21 protein-coding genes and 1 pseudogene are annotated in these 19,497 nt (G+C 37.2%); 9 read left to right on the top strand and 13 right to left on the bottom strand.

Going from position 1 to position 19,497, the window contains the following annotated elements; translation table 11 throughout:
* Positions 1 to 222: 222 nt before the first annotated feature.
* A complete protein-coding gene (locus D1094_RS02910; protein ID WP_118958547.1) occupies positions 223 to 1,527 on the top strand; it encodes a Xaa-Pro peptidase family protein in 1,305 nt (434 codons plus the stop codon).
* A gap of 85 nt (positions 1,528 to 1,612) precedes the next feature.
* Here the strand turns inward: D1094_RS02910 and D1094_RS02905 are convergent, their stop codons facing one another.
* Positions 1,613 to 2,146: a hypothetical protein gene (locus D1094_RS02905; protein WP_118958546.1), complete on the bottom strand. Its 534-nt coding sequence runs from the start codon at positions 2,144 to 2,146 to the stop codon at positions 1,613 to 1,615.
* Between the two features lie 174 nt (positions 2,147 to 2,320).
* Between D1094_RS02905 and D1094_RS02900 the strand changes: the two genes are divergently transcribed.
* The 3 genes from D1094_RS02900 to D1094_RS02890 are packed head-to-tail and all read left to right on the top strand — an operon-like array spanning position 2,321 to position 3,403.
* Positions 2,321 to 2,581, top strand: a complete 261-nt coding sequence (locus tag D1094_RS02900; RefSeq protein ID WP_118958545.1) for a DUF3081 family protein — start codon at positions 2,321 to 2,323, stop codon at positions 2,579 to 2,581.
* A gap of 35 nt (positions 2,582 to 2,616) precedes the next feature.
* The gene (locus D1094_RS02895) at positions 2,617 to 3,189 is read left to right on the top strand and encodes a CIA30 family protein (RefSeq protein ID WP_118958544.1); all 573 of its coding nucleotides are present in this window, start codon (positions 2,617 to 2,619) and stop codon (positions 3,187 to 3,189) included.
* Positions 3,182 to 3,403, top strand: coding sequence for a TIGR02450 family Trp-rich protein (locus tag D1094_RS02890; RefSeq protein WP_118958543.1), 222 nt, complete (start codon positions 3,182 to 3,184; stop codon positions 3,401 to 3,403). The genes D1094_RS02895 and D1094_RS02890 overlap by 8 nt, the downstream gene beginning before the upstream one ends.
* A gap of 48 nt (positions 3,404 to 3,451) precedes the next feature.
* Here the strand turns inward: D1094_RS02890 and D1094_RS02885 are convergent, their stop codons facing one another.
* The 3 genes from D1094_RS02885 to D1094_RS02875 are packed head-to-tail and all read right to left on the bottom strand — an operon-like array spanning position 3,452 to position 5,243.
* Positions 3,452 to 4,186 carry an SDR family NAD(P)-dependent oxidoreductase gene (locus D1094_RS02885; RefSeq protein ID WP_118958542.1) on the bottom strand — a complete coding sequence of 245 codons (735 nt, stop codon included), beginning with the start codon at positions 4,184 to 4,186 and terminating at the stop codon, positions 3,452 to 3,454.
* Positions 4,149 to 4,574 (bottom strand): thiol-disulfide oxidoreductase DCC family protein, encoded by a 426-nt coding sequence (locus D1094_RS02880; RefSeq protein WP_118958541.1) that lies wholly within the window; start codon positions 4,572 to 4,574, stop codon positions 4,149 to 4,151. Before D1094_RS02880 ends, D1094_RS02885 begins: the two co-directional genes overlap by 38 nt.
* Before the next feature lie 36 nt (positions 4,575 to 4,610).
* Positions 4,611 to 5,243: a flavin reductase family protein gene (locus D1094_RS02875; protein WP_118958540.1), complete on the bottom strand. Its 633-nt coding sequence runs from the start codon at positions 5,241 to 5,243 to the stop codon at positions 4,611 to 4,613.
* A gap of 159 nt (positions 5,244 to 5,402) precedes the next feature.
* Between D1094_RS02875 and D1094_RS02870 the strand changes: the two genes are divergently transcribed.
* From D1094_RS02870 to ggt, 3 genes are all read left to right on the top strand, one after another.
* Positions 5,403 to 5,795 (top strand): hypothetical protein, encoded by a 393-nt coding sequence (locus tag D1094_RS02870; protein ID WP_147361046.1) that lies wholly within the window; start codon positions 5,403 to 5,405, stop codon positions 5,793 to 5,795.
* A 69-nt stretch (positions 5,796 to 5,864) separates the two neighbouring features.
* On the top strand, positions 5,865 to 6,857 hold the full coding sequence (locus D1094_RS02865; protein ID WP_118958538.1) for a S41 family peptidase: 993 nt from the start codon (positions 5,865 to 5,867) through the stop codon (positions 6,855 to 6,857).
* A 122-nt stretch (positions 6,858 to 6,979) separates the two neighbouring features.
* Positions 6,980 to 8,641 (top strand): gamma-glutamyltransferase, encoded by a 1,662-nt coding sequence (gene ggt, locus D1094_RS02860; RefSeq protein WP_118958537.1) that lies wholly within the window; start codon positions 6,980 to 6,982, stop codon positions 8,639 to 8,641.
* A 65-nt stretch (positions 8,642 to 8,706) separates the two neighbouring features.
* Here the strand turns inward: ggt and D1094_RS18805 are convergent.
* A pseudogene (locus D1094_RS18805) lies at positions 8,707 to 8,922 on the bottom strand (hypothetical protein).
* An 82-nt stretch (positions 8,923 to 9,004) separates the two neighbouring features.
* Entirely contained in the window at positions 9,005 to 9,382 is a 378-nt protein-coding gene (locus D1094_RS02850; protein WP_147361045.1) for a PEP-CTERM sorting domain-containing protein, read from the bottom strand.
* 37 nt (positions 9,383 to 9,419) lie between these two features.
* Here D1094_RS02850 and D1094_RS02845 point away from each other — a divergent pair.
* Positions 9,420 to 10,567, top strand: a protein-coding gene (locus D1094_RS02845; RefSeq protein ID WP_118958535.1) for an IS3 family transposase whose coding sequence is annotated in 2 segments (ribosomal slippage) — positions 9,420 to 9,657 and positions 9,657 to 10,567 — 1,149 coding nt in all. Because the reading frame shifts where the segments join, the coding sequence is not laid out codon by codon here.
* Here the strand turns inward: D1094_RS02845 and D1094_RS02840 are convergent.
* The 6 genes from D1094_RS02840 to D1094_RS02815 form a co-directional block, all read right to left on the bottom strand.
* Positions 10,564 to 10,953 carry a hypothetical protein gene (locus tag D1094_RS02840; RefSeq protein ID WP_118958534.1) on the bottom strand — a complete coding sequence of 130 codons (390 nt, stop codon included), beginning with the start codon at positions 10,951 to 10,953 and terminating at the stop codon, positions 10,564 to 10,566. The two genes, D1094_RS02845 and D1094_RS02840, sit on opposite strands and share 4 nt — an antisense overlap.
* Before the next feature lie 144 nt (positions 10,954 to 11,097).
* Positions 11,098 to 12,774, bottom strand: a complete 1,677-nt coding sequence (locus D1094_RS02835; protein WP_118958533.1) for an RluA family pseudouridine synthase — start codon at positions 12,772 to 12,774, stop codon at positions 11,098 to 11,100.
* A 330-nt stretch (positions 12,775 to 13,104) separates the two neighbouring features.
* Complete coding sequence (locus D1094_RS02830; RefSeq protein ID WP_118958532.1) at positions 13,105 to 13,728, bottom strand: LysE family translocator; 624 nt, start codon at positions 13,726 to 13,728, stop codon at positions 13,105 to 13,107.
* Between the two features lie 167 nt (positions 13,729 to 13,895).
* Complete coding sequence (locus tag D1094_RS02825; protein ID WP_118958531.1) at positions 13,896 to 14,729, bottom strand: THxN family PEP-CTERM protein; 834 nt, start codon at positions 14,727 to 14,729, stop codon at positions 13,896 to 13,898.
* Between the two features lie 301 nt (positions 14,730 to 15,030).
* Positions 15,031 to 15,999 carry an NAD(P)-dependent oxidoreductase gene (locus D1094_RS02820; protein ID WP_118958530.1) on the bottom strand — a complete coding sequence of 323 codons (969 nt, stop codon included), beginning with the start codon at positions 15,997 to 15,999 and terminating at the stop codon, positions 15,031 to 15,033.
* Positions 16,000 to 16,096: 97 nt separating this feature from the next.
* Positions 16,097 to 16,582, bottom strand: a complete 486-nt coding sequence (locus D1094_RS02815) for a putative 4-hydroxy-4-methyl-2-oxoglutarate aldolase (RefSeq protein WP_118958714.1) — start codon at positions 16,580 to 16,582, stop codon at positions 16,097 to 16,099.
* Positions 16,583 to 16,713: 131 nt separating this feature from the next.
* On the opposite strand from D1094_RS02815, the gene prmA reads away from it, so the two are divergent.
* The gene (prmA, locus tag D1094_RS02810; protein ID WP_118958529.1) at positions 16,714 to 17,595 is read left to right on the top strand and encodes a 50S ribosomal protein L11 methyltransferase; all 882 of its coding nucleotides are present in this window, start codon (positions 16,714 to 16,716) and stop codon (positions 17,593 to 17,595) included.
* 82 nt (positions 17,596 to 17,677) lie between these two features.
* On the opposite strand, the gene D1094_RS02805 is transcribed toward prmA, so the two are convergent.
* Positions 17,678 to 19,489 (bottom strand): GGDEF domain-containing protein, encoded by a 1,812-nt coding sequence (locus tag D1094_RS02805; RefSeq protein ID WP_118958528.1) that lies wholly within the window; start codon positions 19,487 to 19,489, stop codon positions 17,678 to 17,680.
* Positions 19,490 to 19,497 lie beyond the last annotated feature (8 nt).

The following is a 19,497-nucleotide window of genomic DNA, read 5'->3' as shown; positions in this document are numbered from 1 at the left end:
TGATTAAGTCGATATTAAGTTAGTCTTTATTAAAACCTGATTGTGTCAAAATAAATCAAAAAATTATGAAATTGCCACTTTTTAATAACACGAGCATAGCGAAATTTTTTATTGCAAGTAAATCTATAACTCCAATCATCATATTTATATGACACCTGTATATGGAAAATATGTCTAATTCAGATTATTCTGCTTAAAGTTTTAATCGCTGAGCAAATAATCATGATAAAAATAGTTACTGTGTTAAGTGGCATTATATTTATGGCGCTATCATTTACTCTTAATGCTTCTGTCGAGAGGAACAACCCTTGGCCAGATATAAGAAAGCAACGTATTGATCAGTTGCTGCCCAATGCGTTAAAGGTAGCAAACGTTGATGCATGGTTAACCATTTGCAGGGAGAATAATAATGATCCTTTAGCTGACCATATTGGTTGTGAAAATGCCGGCTCAACGGCAGTTTTTTTATTCTATCTAAAGCAAAATAAATTTCACTCTGTTGCATTTTCTCCGTCAAGTGAAGCAACTGCTTTAGCTGATCTTAATACTCTGCAACAGGTTATTTCTGTTCCTCGTAATGAATCAACAATTGCTCAAGCTGCTCGCTTTTTACAGAAAAATAATTTTCAAACAATTGCTATTAACTCATCTGTTACTAATGCACAGGCAGATGGTCTTAGTTACACTCAACGTAAAGCTCTTGAAAAAGCATTGGGTAGTGAATATGCAGCTAGGCTCGTGTCTTCACAAGAGGTGGTATATGAGTGGTTGTCAATTAAGTTACCTCAAGAAGTTGCTATCATGAAAGAAGCAGCAAAATTAACGGCACAATGGCAAATTGAGGCTTACCAAGAAATAATTCCAGGTAAAACAACCGATGCAGATGTTGCTCGCTTTTTGAAAAATAAAATGAAACAGCATGGTGTAAAAGACGGATGGGCACCTGCTCAAAACCCCAACGTAAACTCAGGGCCTGATCGCGGTCACTCCCATGCTACTAACAAAGTAATTATGCCAGGCGATGTTATTCAAATAGACTTCGGTATTAAGTTACATAATCGATGGGTCAGCGATATTCAACGATTTGCTTATGTACTTAAAGCAGGAGAAATGACAGCGCCAAAAGAAATCCAGCACTATTGGGACAGTGGTAAAGCAGGAGGATTTGCAGCATTTAAGGCAATGAAACCGGGCGTGAAAGGCATCGAAGTAGATGCTGCCCAATCAGTTCTGATGGAAAAGAATGGTTCAGAATTTGTTATGTGGAGTACGGGGCATCCTGTGGGTTATGTTGCACATGATACGGGGCCAAACTTAGGCGGATCACGTTCAGCAGGTGTTCGACCAAGTGCTCAAAAAAAACTTAAAGCAGGGATGGTTTTTGCATTTGATGGCTTTCATAGCTGGAAAAGAGCAGATGGCTCACTGAAAACAATCTCGGTTGAAGAAATGGCTGTTATCACTGAAACGGGTGCTGAATACTTAATACCACCGCAGCAAGAACTTATCCTTATACCCTCAAGATAATATTCTATATCTTCAAAACATAAAAACACAATGAGTAGAAGTGGCTTGATAGCTACTTCTACTCTGATTATTACCCTTAAAATAATTATTTATATGTATCTTCTTTCGATACAACATCTTTTAGCTTATTTAATGCATCAACAGCAAACCCTTGATCATAGAAATATACTATTTTTCCTTGTTGATTAATCATTAATACTCTAGCGTTATTCGGGTTTTCGTTGCCGGTAAACTTTTGCACCTTATCACCATCTTGATAAATCGTAATAACTCCTTTCCATAACGGCTTAGGTATACCCGCTCTCATACCGTTGTCAATATAAGTGCTGAACATGCGAGGCACCATTCCTTGAATTGTTGGTAACTCATAAACAGGAACATTAACCTGTGTCATATCAAGAGCAATTAACCAACGATCAATATCAAATTGAGAATCTTGCTTGTAGCCGATAAGTAGCAAGGTTAATGCTTGATTAAATGCTTCAGGCATTTTTATGCTCTGTTCCTCTAATGAAGTACCTGATATATCAGGTAGATTTTGTCCTACTACTTGTTGGTTAGGGTAGGTTGTCATACAACCCGATAAGAAAACGAGCACGAAAATTATATGTAAACGCATGGTGTTAACTCTTTTGACCTATTAATAATTATATATATGATCATTATGTGCGTTAGGATCACTTTTGTTAGTTATTCACAACCAAAGCCTCGTTAAACTAGGGTGGGATATTGATCTAATGATAAAAGCTCAACGTATATTCATATACAAATGACTAACGTAGCTAGGTGTAAAATGAATGATAAATTAAACACGAGAGATTTTTTACATATTTTTGATGTCGTCATGAGTCATGGGCAATTGCGATCTGGTGTGCGCGAGCTTTCAGGTATTCAAGCGTGGCATGATCATGATGGATATGTTTGTTGGTTATCATTTGAAGATTTAACTGTGACCCTGCTATTTCACGGTAAGTTAAGCATAGAGTACGAAAAAGAAGAAACATTGGCAGCATTTCAGCAACACTATAAAAATTTAACGGTTAAAGCCGTTTAAAGGTGTTTTATTATAATTTTTTCGGACTAGTACTAATGACATTATTGCCCCAAACCGCACTGGCTAGTGCAGATAATAAGCACCACAATGAACACAATGAGAGTGCATACATCATTAATTTCAATAAAGCCGATGAATTGCAAAAATGGCAAAGTACTAACGACAATGTGATGGGGGGAAAGTCGCAAGGCTTTTTAACGTTTGACACCCAATATTCTGTTTTTCAAGGAGTGATTTCATTGGAAAATAATGGTGGTTTTAGTTCTGTTTATCGCAATATTGAACCATTATCTCAGGGGTTAAATACCATTGAAATTGATGTTCAAGGAGATGGATTAACTTATCAGCTTAGGTTAGCAATATTTATAAATGGCTATCGCTTAGCATATAAGCATGACTTTACTACGGTGGCAGGGCAAAGGCAGACCATTAAGTTGTCATTGGCTGATTTCAATGCGTCGTTTCGGGGACGTATTATTAGAGGTGCACCTACGCTCAACTCAGAAGATATTAAACAAGTAGGTTTTTTATTAACCAACAAACGTAAAGGGCCTTTCTCTTTATCTTTATACCAACTTACCATCAACAGGAGTATCAGCATTGACTAATAAAGTTAGCCCTAAAGCGTTACTACAAAGTAAATGGACCAAAGTAGAAGTAAATAACAAAAAGGAAAAGCATTTTATTATCACCAAAGTTGAGTTTAATGAAGACCAGCAGGTGATAAATTGTGTGATAGAAGCAGTAATGACTAAGCATGAATACGCCATTAATTGGCGCGATCTTAAAGAGTCAAATATATGGTTAATGGGCTGGCGCTAACAGTAGGTAGGTTAATATAACTAGATAATATTTCTAATCTATAACTTACTAAAAGTTAATGTGTTTTCCCTGCCAATCAAGGTAGGATAACTCACCATCAACAGGCGTTTTTTCAACAATATCTAAAAGTTGCTTAGCTACGAATTCACGAGTAAATAGTTTTCCAACAGGCACATTCTTTTGAAAAGGTTTAGACAAAGGTGTATCTGTTGTTCCTGGGTGAAAGGCAATCACTTTAATATTCTTTGCTCTGCGAGCAAACTCAATGGCTACTGTTTTTAGTAACATGTTTAATGCGGCTTTAGAGCATCTATAACTGTACCAGCCGCCTAATTTATTATCACTTGTACTGCCAACACGCGCACTGAACACAGTTACTTTACAAGTATGTTCGCTGGTGAGTAATGTGGTTAAATGCTTAAGCCAAAGTATGGGCGATAACGTGTTAGCGTTGATAATTTGCGAAAAAGCATTAGCATCAAAGTCTTCAAGTCGCTTTTCGGGCTTTATATTCCGCGAATGTAAAATACCAGAGCAGATAAATACTTGAGTGATAGGCAGTGCTTTCATAGCTTGCAGTTTACTAACCGCCCTTTTAATTGATTGTTCATCATAATTGTTGACATGAATAGGTATTGCTTGATTGGAGTCGATACCTTGTAAATGCTCAATATTACGAGTAATTAATATTAATTGTCTGTCGGTATCTTTTAGCAAGGCTAATGTTAATGCTGTAGCGATGCCGCTATTTGCGCCTATTATCAATGTTCGTTGGTTTATCAAAACAGACTCCTTTGTTGCATTGCTTTGACTCAAGGTTCATCAATGTTGCTAACCTTGCAGAGATAGGATGTCGATATTTTGCCACCAGTAAATAGACCCAGTGACTCATGGTTTTAATAACAGGCCAGTTTAACGGGGCAACCCAAAAGCCTTTACCCACTAAAGTCCACGCTCTATGAGTGACTTCAAGTCCGAGTAGTTGCTTGTTTTGGTAAACGCCATGAAGAATTTTCATCGCGTTCTCAGTGCTAACTTCAGGATACAATGTATTAAAATCATTGGAATGAATATTCACCAGCTTGATCAGGTTGTTTTGATCATGCCGCTTTAAGCTCTGCATTTCGCTATAACATAAAGGGCAATTGCCATCATAAAAAATGGTTAACATATAAACTCCTTCAACAGCAGGACGTTATTGAGTTGACTAAAAATGCACAGGTAATTGATGAGGTTTTGCATAACTTAAGCGTGATAAACGTTGGCTTTCGTGATAACTATCTAATCCTGAAATAGCGACAGTGCCGAGTGACTCAATATCAATATAGCCATCATCAGTAATTGCAGAATCTTCACATAAGATATTGGTGATTTCACCAATAACCATCAAGGTGTTATTTAAGGTAATGGGCACTATTTCTTTTAGTGTTAACGCGTACTTGAGCAAACTTTCTGCAACAAATGGGGCTTTTATGCCATCTATAAATGTTTTAGATAACCCCGTTTGTTCAAATTCACATTCATTTTTAGCATAACGCGCTGATGTTTGATGAGCAGCTGGCCAGAATTTTTGACCTACTTGATTAATGGTGTAACTTTGAGTTTGTTCGATATTCTCTAATGTATGCCTATCTACGCTGTGCGGTCGTATTATAAAGCCTGTTAGTGCAGGCGATGCGCCCAAATGAAAAACTGAACTAAATATGGCTACATTAGTTTGTCCTTGGTTATCGATAGTGCCAATAAGGTTTGCACTTTTAAAACCAGATAAACTGTTTATCAATTGGGCTCTGTAACGAGATTCCATACTAGTAAGATCGTTTTGAGTAAAACTCTTCATGAATAATTGTCGAATGGTTGTGATTTATACTTAAAGTACGGTTATGAAAGGTATAAAGATCAAATGAGTTAATTAAAACCTGTCGTTAAACCTTGCAATTTTAATGAAGTGTTAAACGATGTTACACTCTTTCGACTCAATTATTTTGTAGTTCTTGTATTGATGTTATTTTCAAGGTTGTCATATTGCTTAGCGATTATCGCGTTAGTTTTAACGCTAGGTATAACGACATCCGTAAGTAATGAAAAACAAGCTTCTATTTATAAAAGTCAATCGTTTATAGAAAAAGTGAATGATTCCACTTTAGATATTGGCGTGTTAGTGACGCACAATCAAGCGTCAAACTTCTCACATGTAGAACAGGTTTTCACTCACTACTTATTTGTTGCATTTATTGGTTTATTTACATTACCCGTCTTAAAGATTAAATGGTATAAGCCTACTGTAGCACCTCCATGGTTTCTCACCTTAAAAAAGAATTCGCGTTCTAGTATTTCTGCTTGGAAAAGCAGTAATATTTTGTATAAAGCACGACTGACCTACGAAGATTAGTTTCATTTATTTTATTGCACCATAGCCAAGATCTGTTGGTTATTAATTTGACTTAAATGAGAAAATGAAATGAATAAACTTTTTAGGGTAATTATGCCCGTAATACTGTGGTTCAGTGTATCGACTTCACCTGCATTCGCAATGAATCTATATGACCTTAACGATAAGTTATCTAAAGAAGAGATAAATGAAACAATAGAAAAAGCCATTCAAACAATAAATATGTCGTATTTATTTCCTGAAAAATCAAGGCTTATAGAAAAGGCACTGCAGCGCAGTGCCGCCAATGAATCGTTTGATGGGACTAATGACTGGTATTCATTGATGAAAAAAATGAATACCGTGATCAAGCATGCCAGCGAAGATATTTATCTTGAGGTGGTTGAATCTAATCATCCATTAGTCATTGAACAGCAACCGATTGAAGCAGCAGCTTTCAAAAGAAATATGTTTAATATTGGTCATGTAGAAATTTTATCTGACAATATTGGCTATTTTAACTTAAAACGTTTTGCTCAAAATCCCCAAGCAGAGCATGAGGTTTTTCAAGCATTGCAATTATTGTCTGATGTTGATGCGTTAATTGTAGATCTAAGAAATAGTGATGGGCATTCAATAACCTTAGCTCATTACATTATGAGTTTTTTTGTACATGAAAACACAAAACTTAGTGCAATATCCTATGATAAACACAGTAAAACAAAAACGCTTAAAGCCTTAGCAACGGGTGGTAATGAAAAATTTAAACAAGAGTTTCCTCTTTATATTCTAACTTCTGCCTTTGTGGCCAATGCTGGTGAGTTTATTAGTTACACGCTTAAACACTTAGATAAAGCCGTGATAGTTGGCGAAGAAACCATGGGCGTTGCGTATATTGTACAAATACAAAAAATAAATAATTATCTTAGTGTTTCTGTACCCATAGCGATTTCTAATCACCCAACAACTGCTAGCCACTGGGAAGGTGTGGGAGTCACACCCGATGTCAATATTGCTCAGGAACTGGCTTTAGATTATGCTCATAACATGGCAAAACAATATTTAAATCGCTTTAATAATTAAAGAATTGAGCATACAAGAGTAAAAATAATCCTTGCGTGCTTAGACTCAAAAAATTGATGAAATAGTGTTGTATTTACCCTATTTTGAATAGAAATTAGTGCCTATTAAAACGAGATATCACTATGAATAAACTCTTATTATTTACACTGCAAGTTATTGTTTTTTGTTTTTCATTTAACCTCTATGCTGCTTCAAATGCTGCTGTAGCTATGCCTGATAGTTACAGTGCAAAAGTATCAGAACAGGTTTTAAAGGACGGAGGTAATGCTGTTGATGCTGCTATTGCTGCTCAATTTGTTTTGGCCGTGACTTTACCTGAAGCGGGGAATATTGGCGGCGGTGGTTTTATGACAATTTTTAAAGACGGTAATACTGACTTTTTAGATTATCGGGAAGTTGCACCAACTAAGGCTCATAGAGATATGTATCTAGATAAACATGGTGAGGTAATACCATACCTATCACTCTATGGCACTTTATCTGCTGGCGTGCCGGGTACCGTTGATGGTATGTGGCAAGCCCATAAAAAATATGGTTCAAAATCTTGGCAATACTTGCTTTCACCTGCAATAAAATTAGCACAAGAAGGGTTTATTGTTCACCCCGTCTTAAAAGAGAATATTAATTGGCGTATCGAAAGTTTTGAGAGACAAGGCCACATAGTGAATTTTGCTAAATACTTTTCATCAGCACAAACAGGTAAAGCCTTTATTCAACCAGAACTTGCTGAAACCTTGAAGCGCATATCACTTCATGGAAGGGATGGTTTTTATCAAGGTGAAACGGCAAAAATTATCAGTGACTTTATGAAAAACAATGGCGGTATTATTTCTAAAGAAGATTTAGCTGCTTATCAAGCAAAATGGCGTAAACCATTAGTGAAAAGTTGGCGAGACTATACTGTTGTTACAGCCCCGCCACCAAGCTCAGGTGGTATTGCTGTACTACAATGGTTAACTATGTATGACTTAGTTAAAGGAGAGCAACCTTTAGGACACAATTCTGCGCAATACATACATGCACTCGCCGAGATTGGTAAACGTGTTTTTTCTGATAGAGCTGAATATCTCGGTGATCCCGATTTCATAGAGGTACCTGTGGCTTCATTATTAAATCAAAACTACTTAGCCAACAGGGCAAAAGAAATCTCCTTCCAGAAAATTTCAAACACCAAACACGTTGAACCAGGGTTGGAAGAAAGTCGAGATACTACGCATTTTTCAATTGTTGATAAATGGGGTAATGCAGTCTCTAACACCACAACGATTAACTATACCTTTGGCAGTGGTGTAATTGTTGAAGGTGCAGGCTTTATTCTCAATGACGAAATGGATGACTTTAGCGCCAAGCCCGGTGTAGCAAATGTGTTTGGTGCTCTAGGTGGAACAGCAAATGAAATACAGCCGAATAAAAGAATGCTTTCATCCATGTCTCCAACTATTTTACTTAAAGAAAATAAGGTTGATATTGTTACGGGTTCTCCAGGTGGAACAACTATTATCAGCTCTGTTTATCAATCAATCCTCAATAGTATTGAATTTAATATGACAGCAAATGAAGCGGTAAATGCGGCGCGTTTTCATCACCAACTATGGCCAAAAGATCAAATAGAACATTACACAGATATGAATGAAGCAGCGCTAAAATCTTTAAAAGATAAAGGGTATAAAATGGTAAAAAGAGATTTTGGTGACTTGCATATGATTTCAACTGTGAATGGAGAGTATCAAGCGGCTTCTCAACAAGGTGATGGTCATCGTGGTGTTGCGCTTGTGATTAAGTAACCATTATTGACTTAGCCATATAAGTACCCAAAACTGTATAAAAAAAGCACCTGAAGGTGCTATTTTTAATTAAAGTTACTAGGGGCTGTTGATCTTTCGGGGTTGTTTTTGCAGCTTTTTGTTGGGCATTTGTACAAGGAAGAGCCTTTGTCATGTGGTTATTCCACATAAAAAGGCGATAACGCCGTAAAAATGACCAACAAACGCTGTCCGAAGGATTCGGCTAAAAGCATTTTACGCTTTGTTGAGTAGTATTTGCTTAGAATGACTAAGCTGCACACTACTCGCCGCGAATAAAACGCTTTTAGCTCGAACAAAATTTAATCGCGAAAGATCAACAGCCCCTAATTATTTAGTTAACTTTTATACTCTTTTTGATTTTCTTGAAGCTAAACCAAGTAACGCTAAGCCGAACATTGCAATAGTAGAAGGTTCAGGAATGTCATTAACATCAGCTGATAAGGCATTTAATAACCAAGTACCACTGCTGTGTGCACCGCTACCAAAGCCATCAGCCCAGTCTAACGTATTAATAAAAGCGTAACCATTACCAACAGCACCACCTAAAATAGCAGGGATTGCACCTTCTCTCGTTGCTAAAATATCAACTTCAGCGCCAATGTTTTGAAGAGTCCATTGAAATTCAGTTCTTTGCCCGTCGCTATAAGGATTAGATAAACCATTGCCTAAGCCCATAGACAAAGCTAAATCAGATTGGACTTCCCAGACTTTACTAGACACCAAATGAGTTACATTGTAACTTCAATTAGAGGTGTTTATGAGCAAAGGCAAACGGTATACCGAAGAATTTAAAATTGAAGCAGTTAAACAAACCACTGAACGTGGTTATTCTGTTGCAGAAGTATCAGAACGTTTAGGTATTTGTACTAAAACGTTATATCACTGGCGTAGCCAATTATCAGACAAGCCTAAACCATCGAAATCGTCTGACGAACAACTACGTATAGCCAGGCTGGAAGCTGAATTAAAACGTGTCACGGAGGAACGGGACATATTAAAAAAGGCCGCAAGGTACTTTGCCAGCAACCCAGAGTAAAGTACGGCTTCATTCGTGATCATCAAGATGAGTTTTCAATCCTAGCGATGTGCAGGCTGTTCAAGTTACACCGAAGTGGCTTCTATGCATGGTTAAAAAAGCCTTTAAGTGACAGAGCAATAGAAGATATACGCTTGCTTAAGTTGATAAAGGAATATTATGTGGCCAGTGGTGGTACTTACGGTAGTCCTTGGATACACGCAGATTTACGTGAAGCTGGTGAACAATGCAGTGTTAACCGAGTTGCTAAGATCATGCGTGAGCATAAACTCAGAGCGCAAATAGGCTATAAACGTCGCCACATAAAAGGCGGTAAAACATCACGTATTGCTGATAACTTACTCGCACGTCAATTCAATCCTCCTGCGCCTAATCAAACGTGGGTGAGTGACATTACCTATGTGAGGACCTACGAAGGCTTCTTGTATGTAGCAACGGTTATGGATTTGTTTTCACGACGCATTGTCGGGTGGTCGATGGATAAAAATATGGATAAGCATTTAGTAATGAAAGCATTGCTAATGGCGGTTTATCAACGCCAGCCAAAATCTAAAGTGATGGTACACACGGATCAAGGTAGCCAATATGGCAGTTCAGATTACTTAGCATTGATGAAAGAGCATAAGCTTGTACCTTCGATGAGTCGTCGAGGTAATTGCCATGATAATGCGGTTGCTGAGAGCTTTTTCGCAACGATCAAAAAGCATATTATTAAAAAGAAGATATACTCGACACGTAACGATGCGAAAACCGAGATATTTAATTTTATAGAAATGTTTTACAATCCTAAAAAGCGTCACTCACATACAGGCGGTGTATCACCTGCTAAATTTGAGGAAGCGTATTTTTCTGAGTTAGAAACTGTCTAGTGAAATCTGGGAAGTCCAGATTGTGTAATATTAGTATCACTACCAAAATGTATATTATTACCACCGTCTGCATTAAGCATATTAGCAACATCTAGTGCCCACTCAGCTGCTCTCCATTCAGTAATATATAAACCGCCATTTAAAACGAAATTTAACACGTCGTTGTTACCATCGGCACGTAAACCAATAACGGCGTCTAGGCCTTCTAACTGTGCTGCAGTAGCTGAACCGCCAAAGTTAACCGCGGTGTGGCCGTTAGCATTTAAAAAATTAACGATATTATTATTTGAGTTATTACCAAATACACCGATTAAGCCGGCATTTGAGTAAGCGCTAAATGTTAGCATTAAGCCAATTAAAGCTACTTTGATAGTTTGTGTGTTCAAGTTACTTCCTTTTTAGAGTATGAAAAAGAGCTCATTAAGCATTTTGTGCGCCAACACCCAAAAGTTCAATATAAACAGGTGGTTAAGTCGTTTTGTTGTGCTTTTTTATCTTTGCGTGTAAAAAAAATAGACAGTATAAACAACTCAAAAATTAGCTTCTATCTCAAAGGTTAACTCTTGTTTGGTTATCGGGTGTATAAAAGATAAACGTTGTGCATGTAAATGAAGTCTTGTGGAGTGTGTTCCATATAGACCGTCACCGATAATGGGCATATTTAATCCTTGAGGGTGGGCACAGTGCACTCGTAATTGGTGAGTTCTACCTGAAATTGGGTATAAAAAGAGCTTGGTTTGATTATGCTTTTGCTCAATAACTTGCCAGTGTGTTTCTGCTTTTTTGCCATGCTCAAAACATACCATTTGTCTTGGCCTATCATCAAAATCACCACGTAACGGTAAAGTTATTTTACCTGACTCTTCAGTTAGTAAGCCATCAATAATCGCAACATAGCGCTTGTTGATTTTCTTATCAATAAATTGATGCTGTAAATGCTTATGTGCGCGCTCATTTAATGCGAGTATTAATAACCCTGAGGTTGCCATGTCTAAACGATGCAAAATCAAGCTGCCAGTCGCTTGTGGAAACAAATCTTTAATGCGCGTATAAACAGAATCTTGAATTGTTTTCCCTGGAACGGAAAGGAAATCAGCGGGCTTGTTGACCACCACTAAATGTTCATCGCTATAAATTATCTCTAATTCTTTTCCCTCAGCGGGGTTTTTTAATAACGGGTTTTCTTCAACATCCATGCCGTTAAGCATATGTGTCAAGATAGGTTGGCATTTACCTTGGCAAGCAGGATAAAAGTGTAAGTGCTTACGTATTTCAGATTTCGGTTGTTCACCCCACCAGAATTCGGCCATACAAACGGGCGTTAAGTGATGAGAAAAAGCATATTGCAATAGCTTTGGAGCGGCGCAATCACCAGCCCCAGCAGGTGGCTTTTGTTGAATAGTATCTCTAAATAGTTCTAATAAATCTTTTTGAACGCCTTGAATATTAAGCAGTTGATATTGTTTGAAATACTCTTTTTGTAATTTTGAAGACAGTTTCTTTCGTGCTTTTTTAAGTAATTCTATTTCGCTGGTTAATTTAGATAATTGTTGCTCTGTTGCTGCAAGGCGTTGATCCCATTCTGTCTTTAATGCAATTAACCTTTTTTTGTCAGTAACACTTTGCCTTGAAAGATCGATGCTGATATTTCGGTATTCATCTTCAGGTAAATTTGCACTAGCTAGCCATAAGCGCTTTTCTTTCCGTTGTTTTTTATTGTTACGTAGTGTTGATTGTAATTGGTAAACCTGTTCATTGGCTTGCGCATTTTGACGGGTGAATAATTGTGTTAGCTCAACAAGTTTAGGGCTTGATGCTAGCTGTGCTATCTCACTGTTTATGGCATTTATTTGACTTTGTTTTGCTATATCTTGCGCTGTTTTATCGGTAGTTTGATGAATAGCAGGAACAAAATTTATATCAACATTGATCTCATTCTTACAGTCATTAGCATTTCCTGATAATGCCGATAGGTAACCTAACTCACCTGTCGGTGATTTAACAATGAGCACGCCGTACATTCTCCCTTTCTGCTTGAGGTTTAGCGGATGAAAATGAGTGAGCTTTTGCTGTAACTCGTTACACGCTAATTCAGCAAGTTTGTGGGGTTTATAACAAAAAGGGTAAGTAAATTGTTTTGGTAACAACACATCACATACATTGTGGGTAAAAGGAGTAAAACAGCTAGGAAGGGGGATTTTTGACATATAGTTAACTAACCTCAGCTCGGGATAATAAATAGCTCCCTAGCAGCTATTTCTCCTTACTTCTGTGTTAAATTCATAAACAATAGAATAACTATTCTTAATGAATTTGCCTTGAATTAAGAAAAACTATCAAGCTAGTGAGTTGCTAAAACCACAAGTCTAACATTTCAAACGATTAACTTATCTCTTAACCCGAGCTGAGGTTAACTAGATAAATGAAGACATAAATGCTTTAAAATTTAGAAAGCACGTTAAATACTATGGTTATTTTAATCGTTTTTAAGTAGCGGCGCACTAATTTATCAAACCTAATCGGGTGCAGAGATTAAATTAGCTTAAAGCTAGCCAAAGTGCGACTAACATCATCAGAACACCTGAAATTTTATTGAGTAACTTTACATTGTCTGCTTGCGTTAATAGCTTCGCAATCGTTTTTCCGCCAGTTGCATAAATCATCATACAAGAGAATTCAGACACCAAGATAACAGTAATTAAAATACTTAATTGCGGGGCGAGGGATAGCTGTGTATTAATGAAAGGAGGTAGTAATGAAATCATGAAAGCCCAACCTTTAGGATTGGCAATAGCCGTGATAAAACCTTGTGTAAATAATTGCTTAGCTGCTATGTTGGATGTTTTTTCGGCAGCTGAAGATAAAGCTAACTTTCCTTTCGATTGCCACATACTCACGCCAATATACAGTAAGTAACCTGCGCCAATAAACTTTAAAACATTAAACAACTGGGGGTATTTTAACATTATTGCTGAAACACCAATAACGGCAGCAATAGCAACAATAGCAACACCGAGTAGCTCACCGTACATCATCCATAAAGTTTTTCTAATACCTACCGACATACCTAGTGTCATGGCTAATGTCATGCACATGCCCGGTGTTATGCTGACTAAAAAAAAAGTAGGAATAAAAAGTGATAATAAGGTGGTGTCTATCATGTGTAAGCAAGGCGGAAAAATGAATAGTGCTATGTTAAACCATTGCTAATATATAGGCTACAACTATGCATATAAGAAAAAAGCAGCCTATGGCTGCTTTTGTATTTTGAATAAAGTGTATTTTACTTTATTGAACACATTAGTCGTTTAATGAATCTCATTAACTGCTAAATGTGTTTGTTTCGCATACTAGCGAAAATGCCAAATAAAGCTAAGCTCATTAGCAATATTACTGAAGGCTCAGGAACTTGGGTTATTTTCATCATAACCTTAAATTCATTTGACTCTTTTTCTAATGTGGTTAAACCAACACAGCCATTACTAGCACCAGGAACGCGGTTACAAATGGCATCGTTTAGTACAGCTAAGCCTGAACCATTTGTTGTGCTAACTAATTTTAATTCAGTGTTATAGGTGTATTGTCCTATACCAAATTGTTGGTTCAACGTACCTTCACCTTGATTAAATATGACACCTGGCGGCATAGTGATAACAAAAATATCATTCGCACAAGCAACACCGCCACATAAGCCACCTACATTAGGCGTTTCTTTAAAGAAAATATCAAAAGCAATCGCTGGTGGTGGAACTAATGGAAACGGAAGACCCGCTGGGGTTACTTGTAAAACGGTACTTAACACTGTGCTTTGTAACACACTAGATCCGCCCGGAATAGTAATGTTGTTGTGCACTAACAAAGCAGTTTGAGCTGCTGTGCCGTTGGCTAAATTATTACCCCAAACATTACCGTTACTTCCTGAAGAAATATCTAAAGAGCTCTGGTCCTCTTGATCACCCCAAGAAAGTGTTGTCGGGGCATTAAAGAATGTATTGGTGTTAGACTCCGTTGGTGTTCCTGTACCAGCAGTATAAATTGTTGGTCCAGTAAATGCTGAATCTACGATGAAGTCCCATGCGGTTATTGGCGTTGCATTACTTGAAAAAGCAATACTTAGCATTGAAAAAGTGAATGTAACTAAAATCTTTTTAAGCGTGTTCATTTTTTACTCCTTTGCAGTATAAATTTAAAATACACTTTAATTAGTCTTTCCTAATGAATTGCCTGAAATATAAGACAGTACTACTAATAAAAACTCTAAAGCTATAAGTGGTAATCCATTCATAGGAGATATTGCATAGTTTGCGCCAAAGTGACTATTTTATTGAAAAAAAAGAAGTTTATTATATGGGGTTGTATGTTTTTCACTCTACTTGTAAAAAATGCTGACAAATTGAACAGTCCCCTTTATAGGCTAGAGTAATAAAGGGGAGAGGGTTTAACTTTGAAAGGAATATGAAACGCTATTTTCCGCCACTGATGAAAGATTGCGTAGATATTGTACTGTTTTCTAATGCGGCATTGGCTGGTAACTCTTCATTACCTGCGAGTAAATAAATCACTTGCTGACCTTTTTCGGCTAGCTCCAAAGCATGCTGGTAATTAATTAATATATTTGACGTGATGCTTTGAGGAAACTTTTCAGCATCACGGCGAATGTATTCTATTAAGCCAATATTTACGTCATCATCATAAAAAACAGCATCGGCAAATTGCATGGCTCTATGAGCGCTCAATGTTAAATTGTCTGGGTTACCGTCTTTCGTGTGAATAAAAGTAATTTCACCTTGAGGAGGGGCTATTTCTTCTTTCAAGCTGGCAATTAATTGTTGCTCAGCTTCGTGTTGGTTGCCTGCTAAAATAGCGTTACCTATATTACCTCGTAAGGTATTTTCCCAAAAGGTTCTTCGATTACGAATACCTTTTACACGAGCTTTGACGTGATCTCTAAACTTCAATGAAAAATCAGCTAAACGACCATAGCCTTCAGGTAGTATTTTTTCTATTTGCTCTCGTAACATACGAATAAGTATCGGTGCACTGCCCGAGCTAGATAAGGCAATAATCATAGGCGAGCGATCAATAATGGCGGGAGTGATATAAGTGCATAATTCAGGTTGATCAACCACGTTAGCTAAAATATTACCTGCAACAGCTTCGTGATATATAGCTTCATTGACATCTTTATCATCGGTAGCTGCTATCGCTAAGCTGATACCGGTTAAATGACCCGCTTGGTAATTATGTTGTAGCCAATTCAACTTATTTTCATTGATTAAACGAGCAACGCCTTCATTTACGTCACTAGCCATAATAGTGATGTTAGTTGTGGTTTTTAGTAGCAACTCAATTTTACGTGCTGCAACTTCTCCACCACCAACAACCATGGCTGAAATTTTCGAACCATCAAGAAAAACGGGAAAGTACTTCATTAAAAAACCTAATTAATTTTGCTTAATTATTACAATGAAGCAAACATTAACATAGGCAAAAACCAAATACCTTAATCTAGTTTGACTTATTTACGGCTTAAATAACTTTTAACGACGATTCACAAACCGCAATACCATTACTATCAGCGTAAATGAATTGACCCGGAACAAATTCAATACCGGCAAAGCTGACGGGAACATTAACTTCACCAGCACCGAGTTTTTCCGTTTTAATCGGGTTACAGCCCAGCGCTTTTACGCCTAAATCTAAAGTTGCTATAGTGCCTGAATCGCGTATACAGCCATTAATAACAATACCTTGCCAACCATTCAATACCGCTTTTTCAGCCAACATATCGCCAAGTAATGCGTTACTTAGACTGGCTTTTCCTTCAACCACCATCACTTTACCTGTTCCATTGGTCGCAACCAGCTCTTTTACTTTTGAATTATCGTTAAAACAGGAAACGGTTACGATTTCACCATAGAATATCTTTTTTTTGCCAAAGTCTGTAAATAATGGTTGGGCTAATGTTAGCTGGCTTGCATAGTCATCAAACAAATCAGGAAGTAAATCTAGCATAGGTGTAGGCATTATTTTTCTCGTATTGTAGTGAATTAGTTCCTACTCTAGCAGTAATGAATGGTAAACTAGTATCAAGCTTATTTATGGCTACTATTTAGCTTTGATATTTTAAATACTGAGAACCGAACATGCCTTGGATACAACTTAGATTAAGTGCCAACGAAGAAACCGCTGAAAAATACTCGAATATGTTATCTGCCTGTGGCGCGCAAGCTGTTACCTTTATTGACGCACAAGACACGCCTATTTATGAACCCTTACCAGGTGATGAAGTTATTTACTGGGCGAATACCGTCGTAATGGGCTTATATGATGCAAGCCATGACATGGACAAAGTACTTAATTACTTACGTAGTATTCATCCAGATAAACAAGACATGCAATACAAACTTGAACAGTTAGAAGACAAGGATTGGGAGCGTGAGTGGATGGACAATTTCCACCCAATGAAGTTTGGCAACCGCTTGTGGATATGCCCAAGTTGGCTCGATATCCCTGAGCCAGATGCGGTTAATGTGATGTTAGACCCTGGCCTTGCGTTTGGTACAGGAACACACCCAACCACGGCATTGTGTTTAACATGGTTAGACGGTTTAGATCTTGAAGGAAAAACGGTAGTCGATTTTGGCTGTGGTTCAGGTATTTTATCACTGGCAGCCTTAAAGCTTGGTGCTAAAAAAGTGATAGGTATTGATATTGACCCGCAAGCTTTACAAGCAAGTAAAGCCAATGCTGAACGCAATAATGTTGCTGATAGGCTTGAGCTGTATTTACCTAAAGACCAACCTAAGTTTAAAGCCGATGTTGTGGTTGCCAATATTTTAGCAGGCCCACTTCGTGAGTTAGCACCTACTATCATGGAATATGTTGGCGATAAGGGCTTGTTAGCGCTTTCAGGTGTACTAGAAGAACAAGCAGAAGCTTTACAAAGTATCTATGGGCAATGGTGTGATATGGAGCCTGTTACCGTGCAAGAAGAATGGGTAAGATTAAACGGACAACGAAAATAATCCTGCTAAATCATAAGTAATCTATATCAAAAAGGGCGAGGGCAATCGCCCTTTTGATTAAAGTATCTGTCTAGAGTTTGTGTTAAGTAATACTCCACGAGCTATCTAATTGCTTTTGCTCTGACTCTTCATTAATAGTAAATACGGTAATACGGTTTCTACCCGATTTTTTAGAATTATAAGCTGCTTCATCAGCATCAGCGAGGAGTTTCTCTAATTCAAAACCTGATGTTTTAGCGTCGGTTACGCCAAAGCTAGCGGTGATTTTAAAGTCATGACCAGAGTTTTCTGTGCAAATATTTTCAATGGCTTGTCTACACTGCTCAGCGCGCAGAGCTGCAGTACGTATGTCACAACTTGGTAGCAATATACAGAACTCTTCGCCGCCTAGTCGGGCAAATATATCGTTTTGTCTACCTAAATCTTTACAAACGCTTATAGCTTCGATTAAAGCCCAATCACCTGTGGCATGGCCGTAGGTGTCATTCACCGATTTAAAGTGATCTAAGTCGAAAATAATGACACTTATATCTTGAGCTGCACTTTTACAATAATTTAATGTACTCGTAGCTATATGGGTAAAGTACCCTCGGTTGTGCGCACCTGTTAAGGCATCGAACTCAGCGAGTTCTTTAATTCTCATATGGGCTTTATAGAAGCGCCCCCCCCATAAAATAATTAAGGCTAAACATAAAGTTAACATAGCTATAACAAGTTGAATATTTGCCACTTCGGCTTCAGCTAATGCTTGCTTGGCAGTTAATGAGGTATTCTTCTCATTTAAAAGCTTGATACGACTTTCTTGTTCAAAGGCTTTATGTTCTGCTAACTGAAAAGCTAAGTGCTTAGCTTTTTCACCTTCCAAATTAGCTTTTTCTATTTCCGCATATTTTTCGTAATATTCTAAAGCTAAGGTAGAGTCGCCTTGTTTTTTAGCAACTTGATAAAGAATATAGTATGTATCCACGCCTTGTAATACATTAGATAAATCTTGGTTTGCGGCAAGTGCGTTGAGTGCAAACTCTTTGCTTTTAGTAGTGTCTCCGACTTTCCAATAAGCCTTTGCAATTGTATTACTCATCTCTGCGATGAGCATAGGGTATTTAGTGTTAGATATTTCGAAAAGGTATTGTTGAATAAAATTTAAAGCATCTTCAGGTTTGTCGTTTTGTAAATATAATTTTGTTTTGTAGATTCGAATGATATTAGTAACAATAGTGTAATTTGCATTCACACACTTCGTTATTCCATCATCAATTGCATTATCGTTTAGCGTTAGTTTATTAAGCTTAAATTTAGCTTCTAAAGATAATTGAGTAATCCAACAATCTTGTATTGCTGATAAATCGTATTGAGTAAATTGCTCAATATAACTTAACGCTAATGAGTATTGTCCTAACTGATTGTAGAAGATTATTGTGGTTAATAAATAATTCTGAATATGTGTTATATCTTCTATAAAAGGTAAAATTTTGGAGTTTTTGGTGATTACTGGGAAGCCTTGCAGCCAATTTTTGGTAGCTGTGGCAACAACAATGAGTGAATAATTAGCCCTGAAGCGAGTTAAATCATCAATGTTTTTGCTTAATAAATCTCTTATTTGTATTTCAGCATTATCATATTGACCAACAAAAATATAATACGAAATATAGAGCAAATCTATGTTGATCTCTTGCGACGCAGTAAGAGCAGGTTGAACCTCTAATTCATCTAATATTGATTTTAATAATTGAGGGTTAGATCGCTTATTTACTTCGGCTAGCTCTATCTTTTTATTTATATCTGTTTCAGTAAGGTAAGTATTTGCAGATAAAAAAAATGATAAAAAAGTGAAAATTAGCGGCATTAATAAGATGACGTATCTAGCTATTAAAAACTTTAAACCGCTTATCATTATGTGAA

This window comes from Colwellia sp. RSH04 (genome assembly GCF_003545765.1).
Taxonomy (GTDB): Bacteria; Pseudomonadota; Gammaproteobacteria; order Enterobacterales; family Alteromonadaceae; genus Colwellia.
This window is presented reverse-complemented; position numbering and strand designations above follow the sequence as displayed.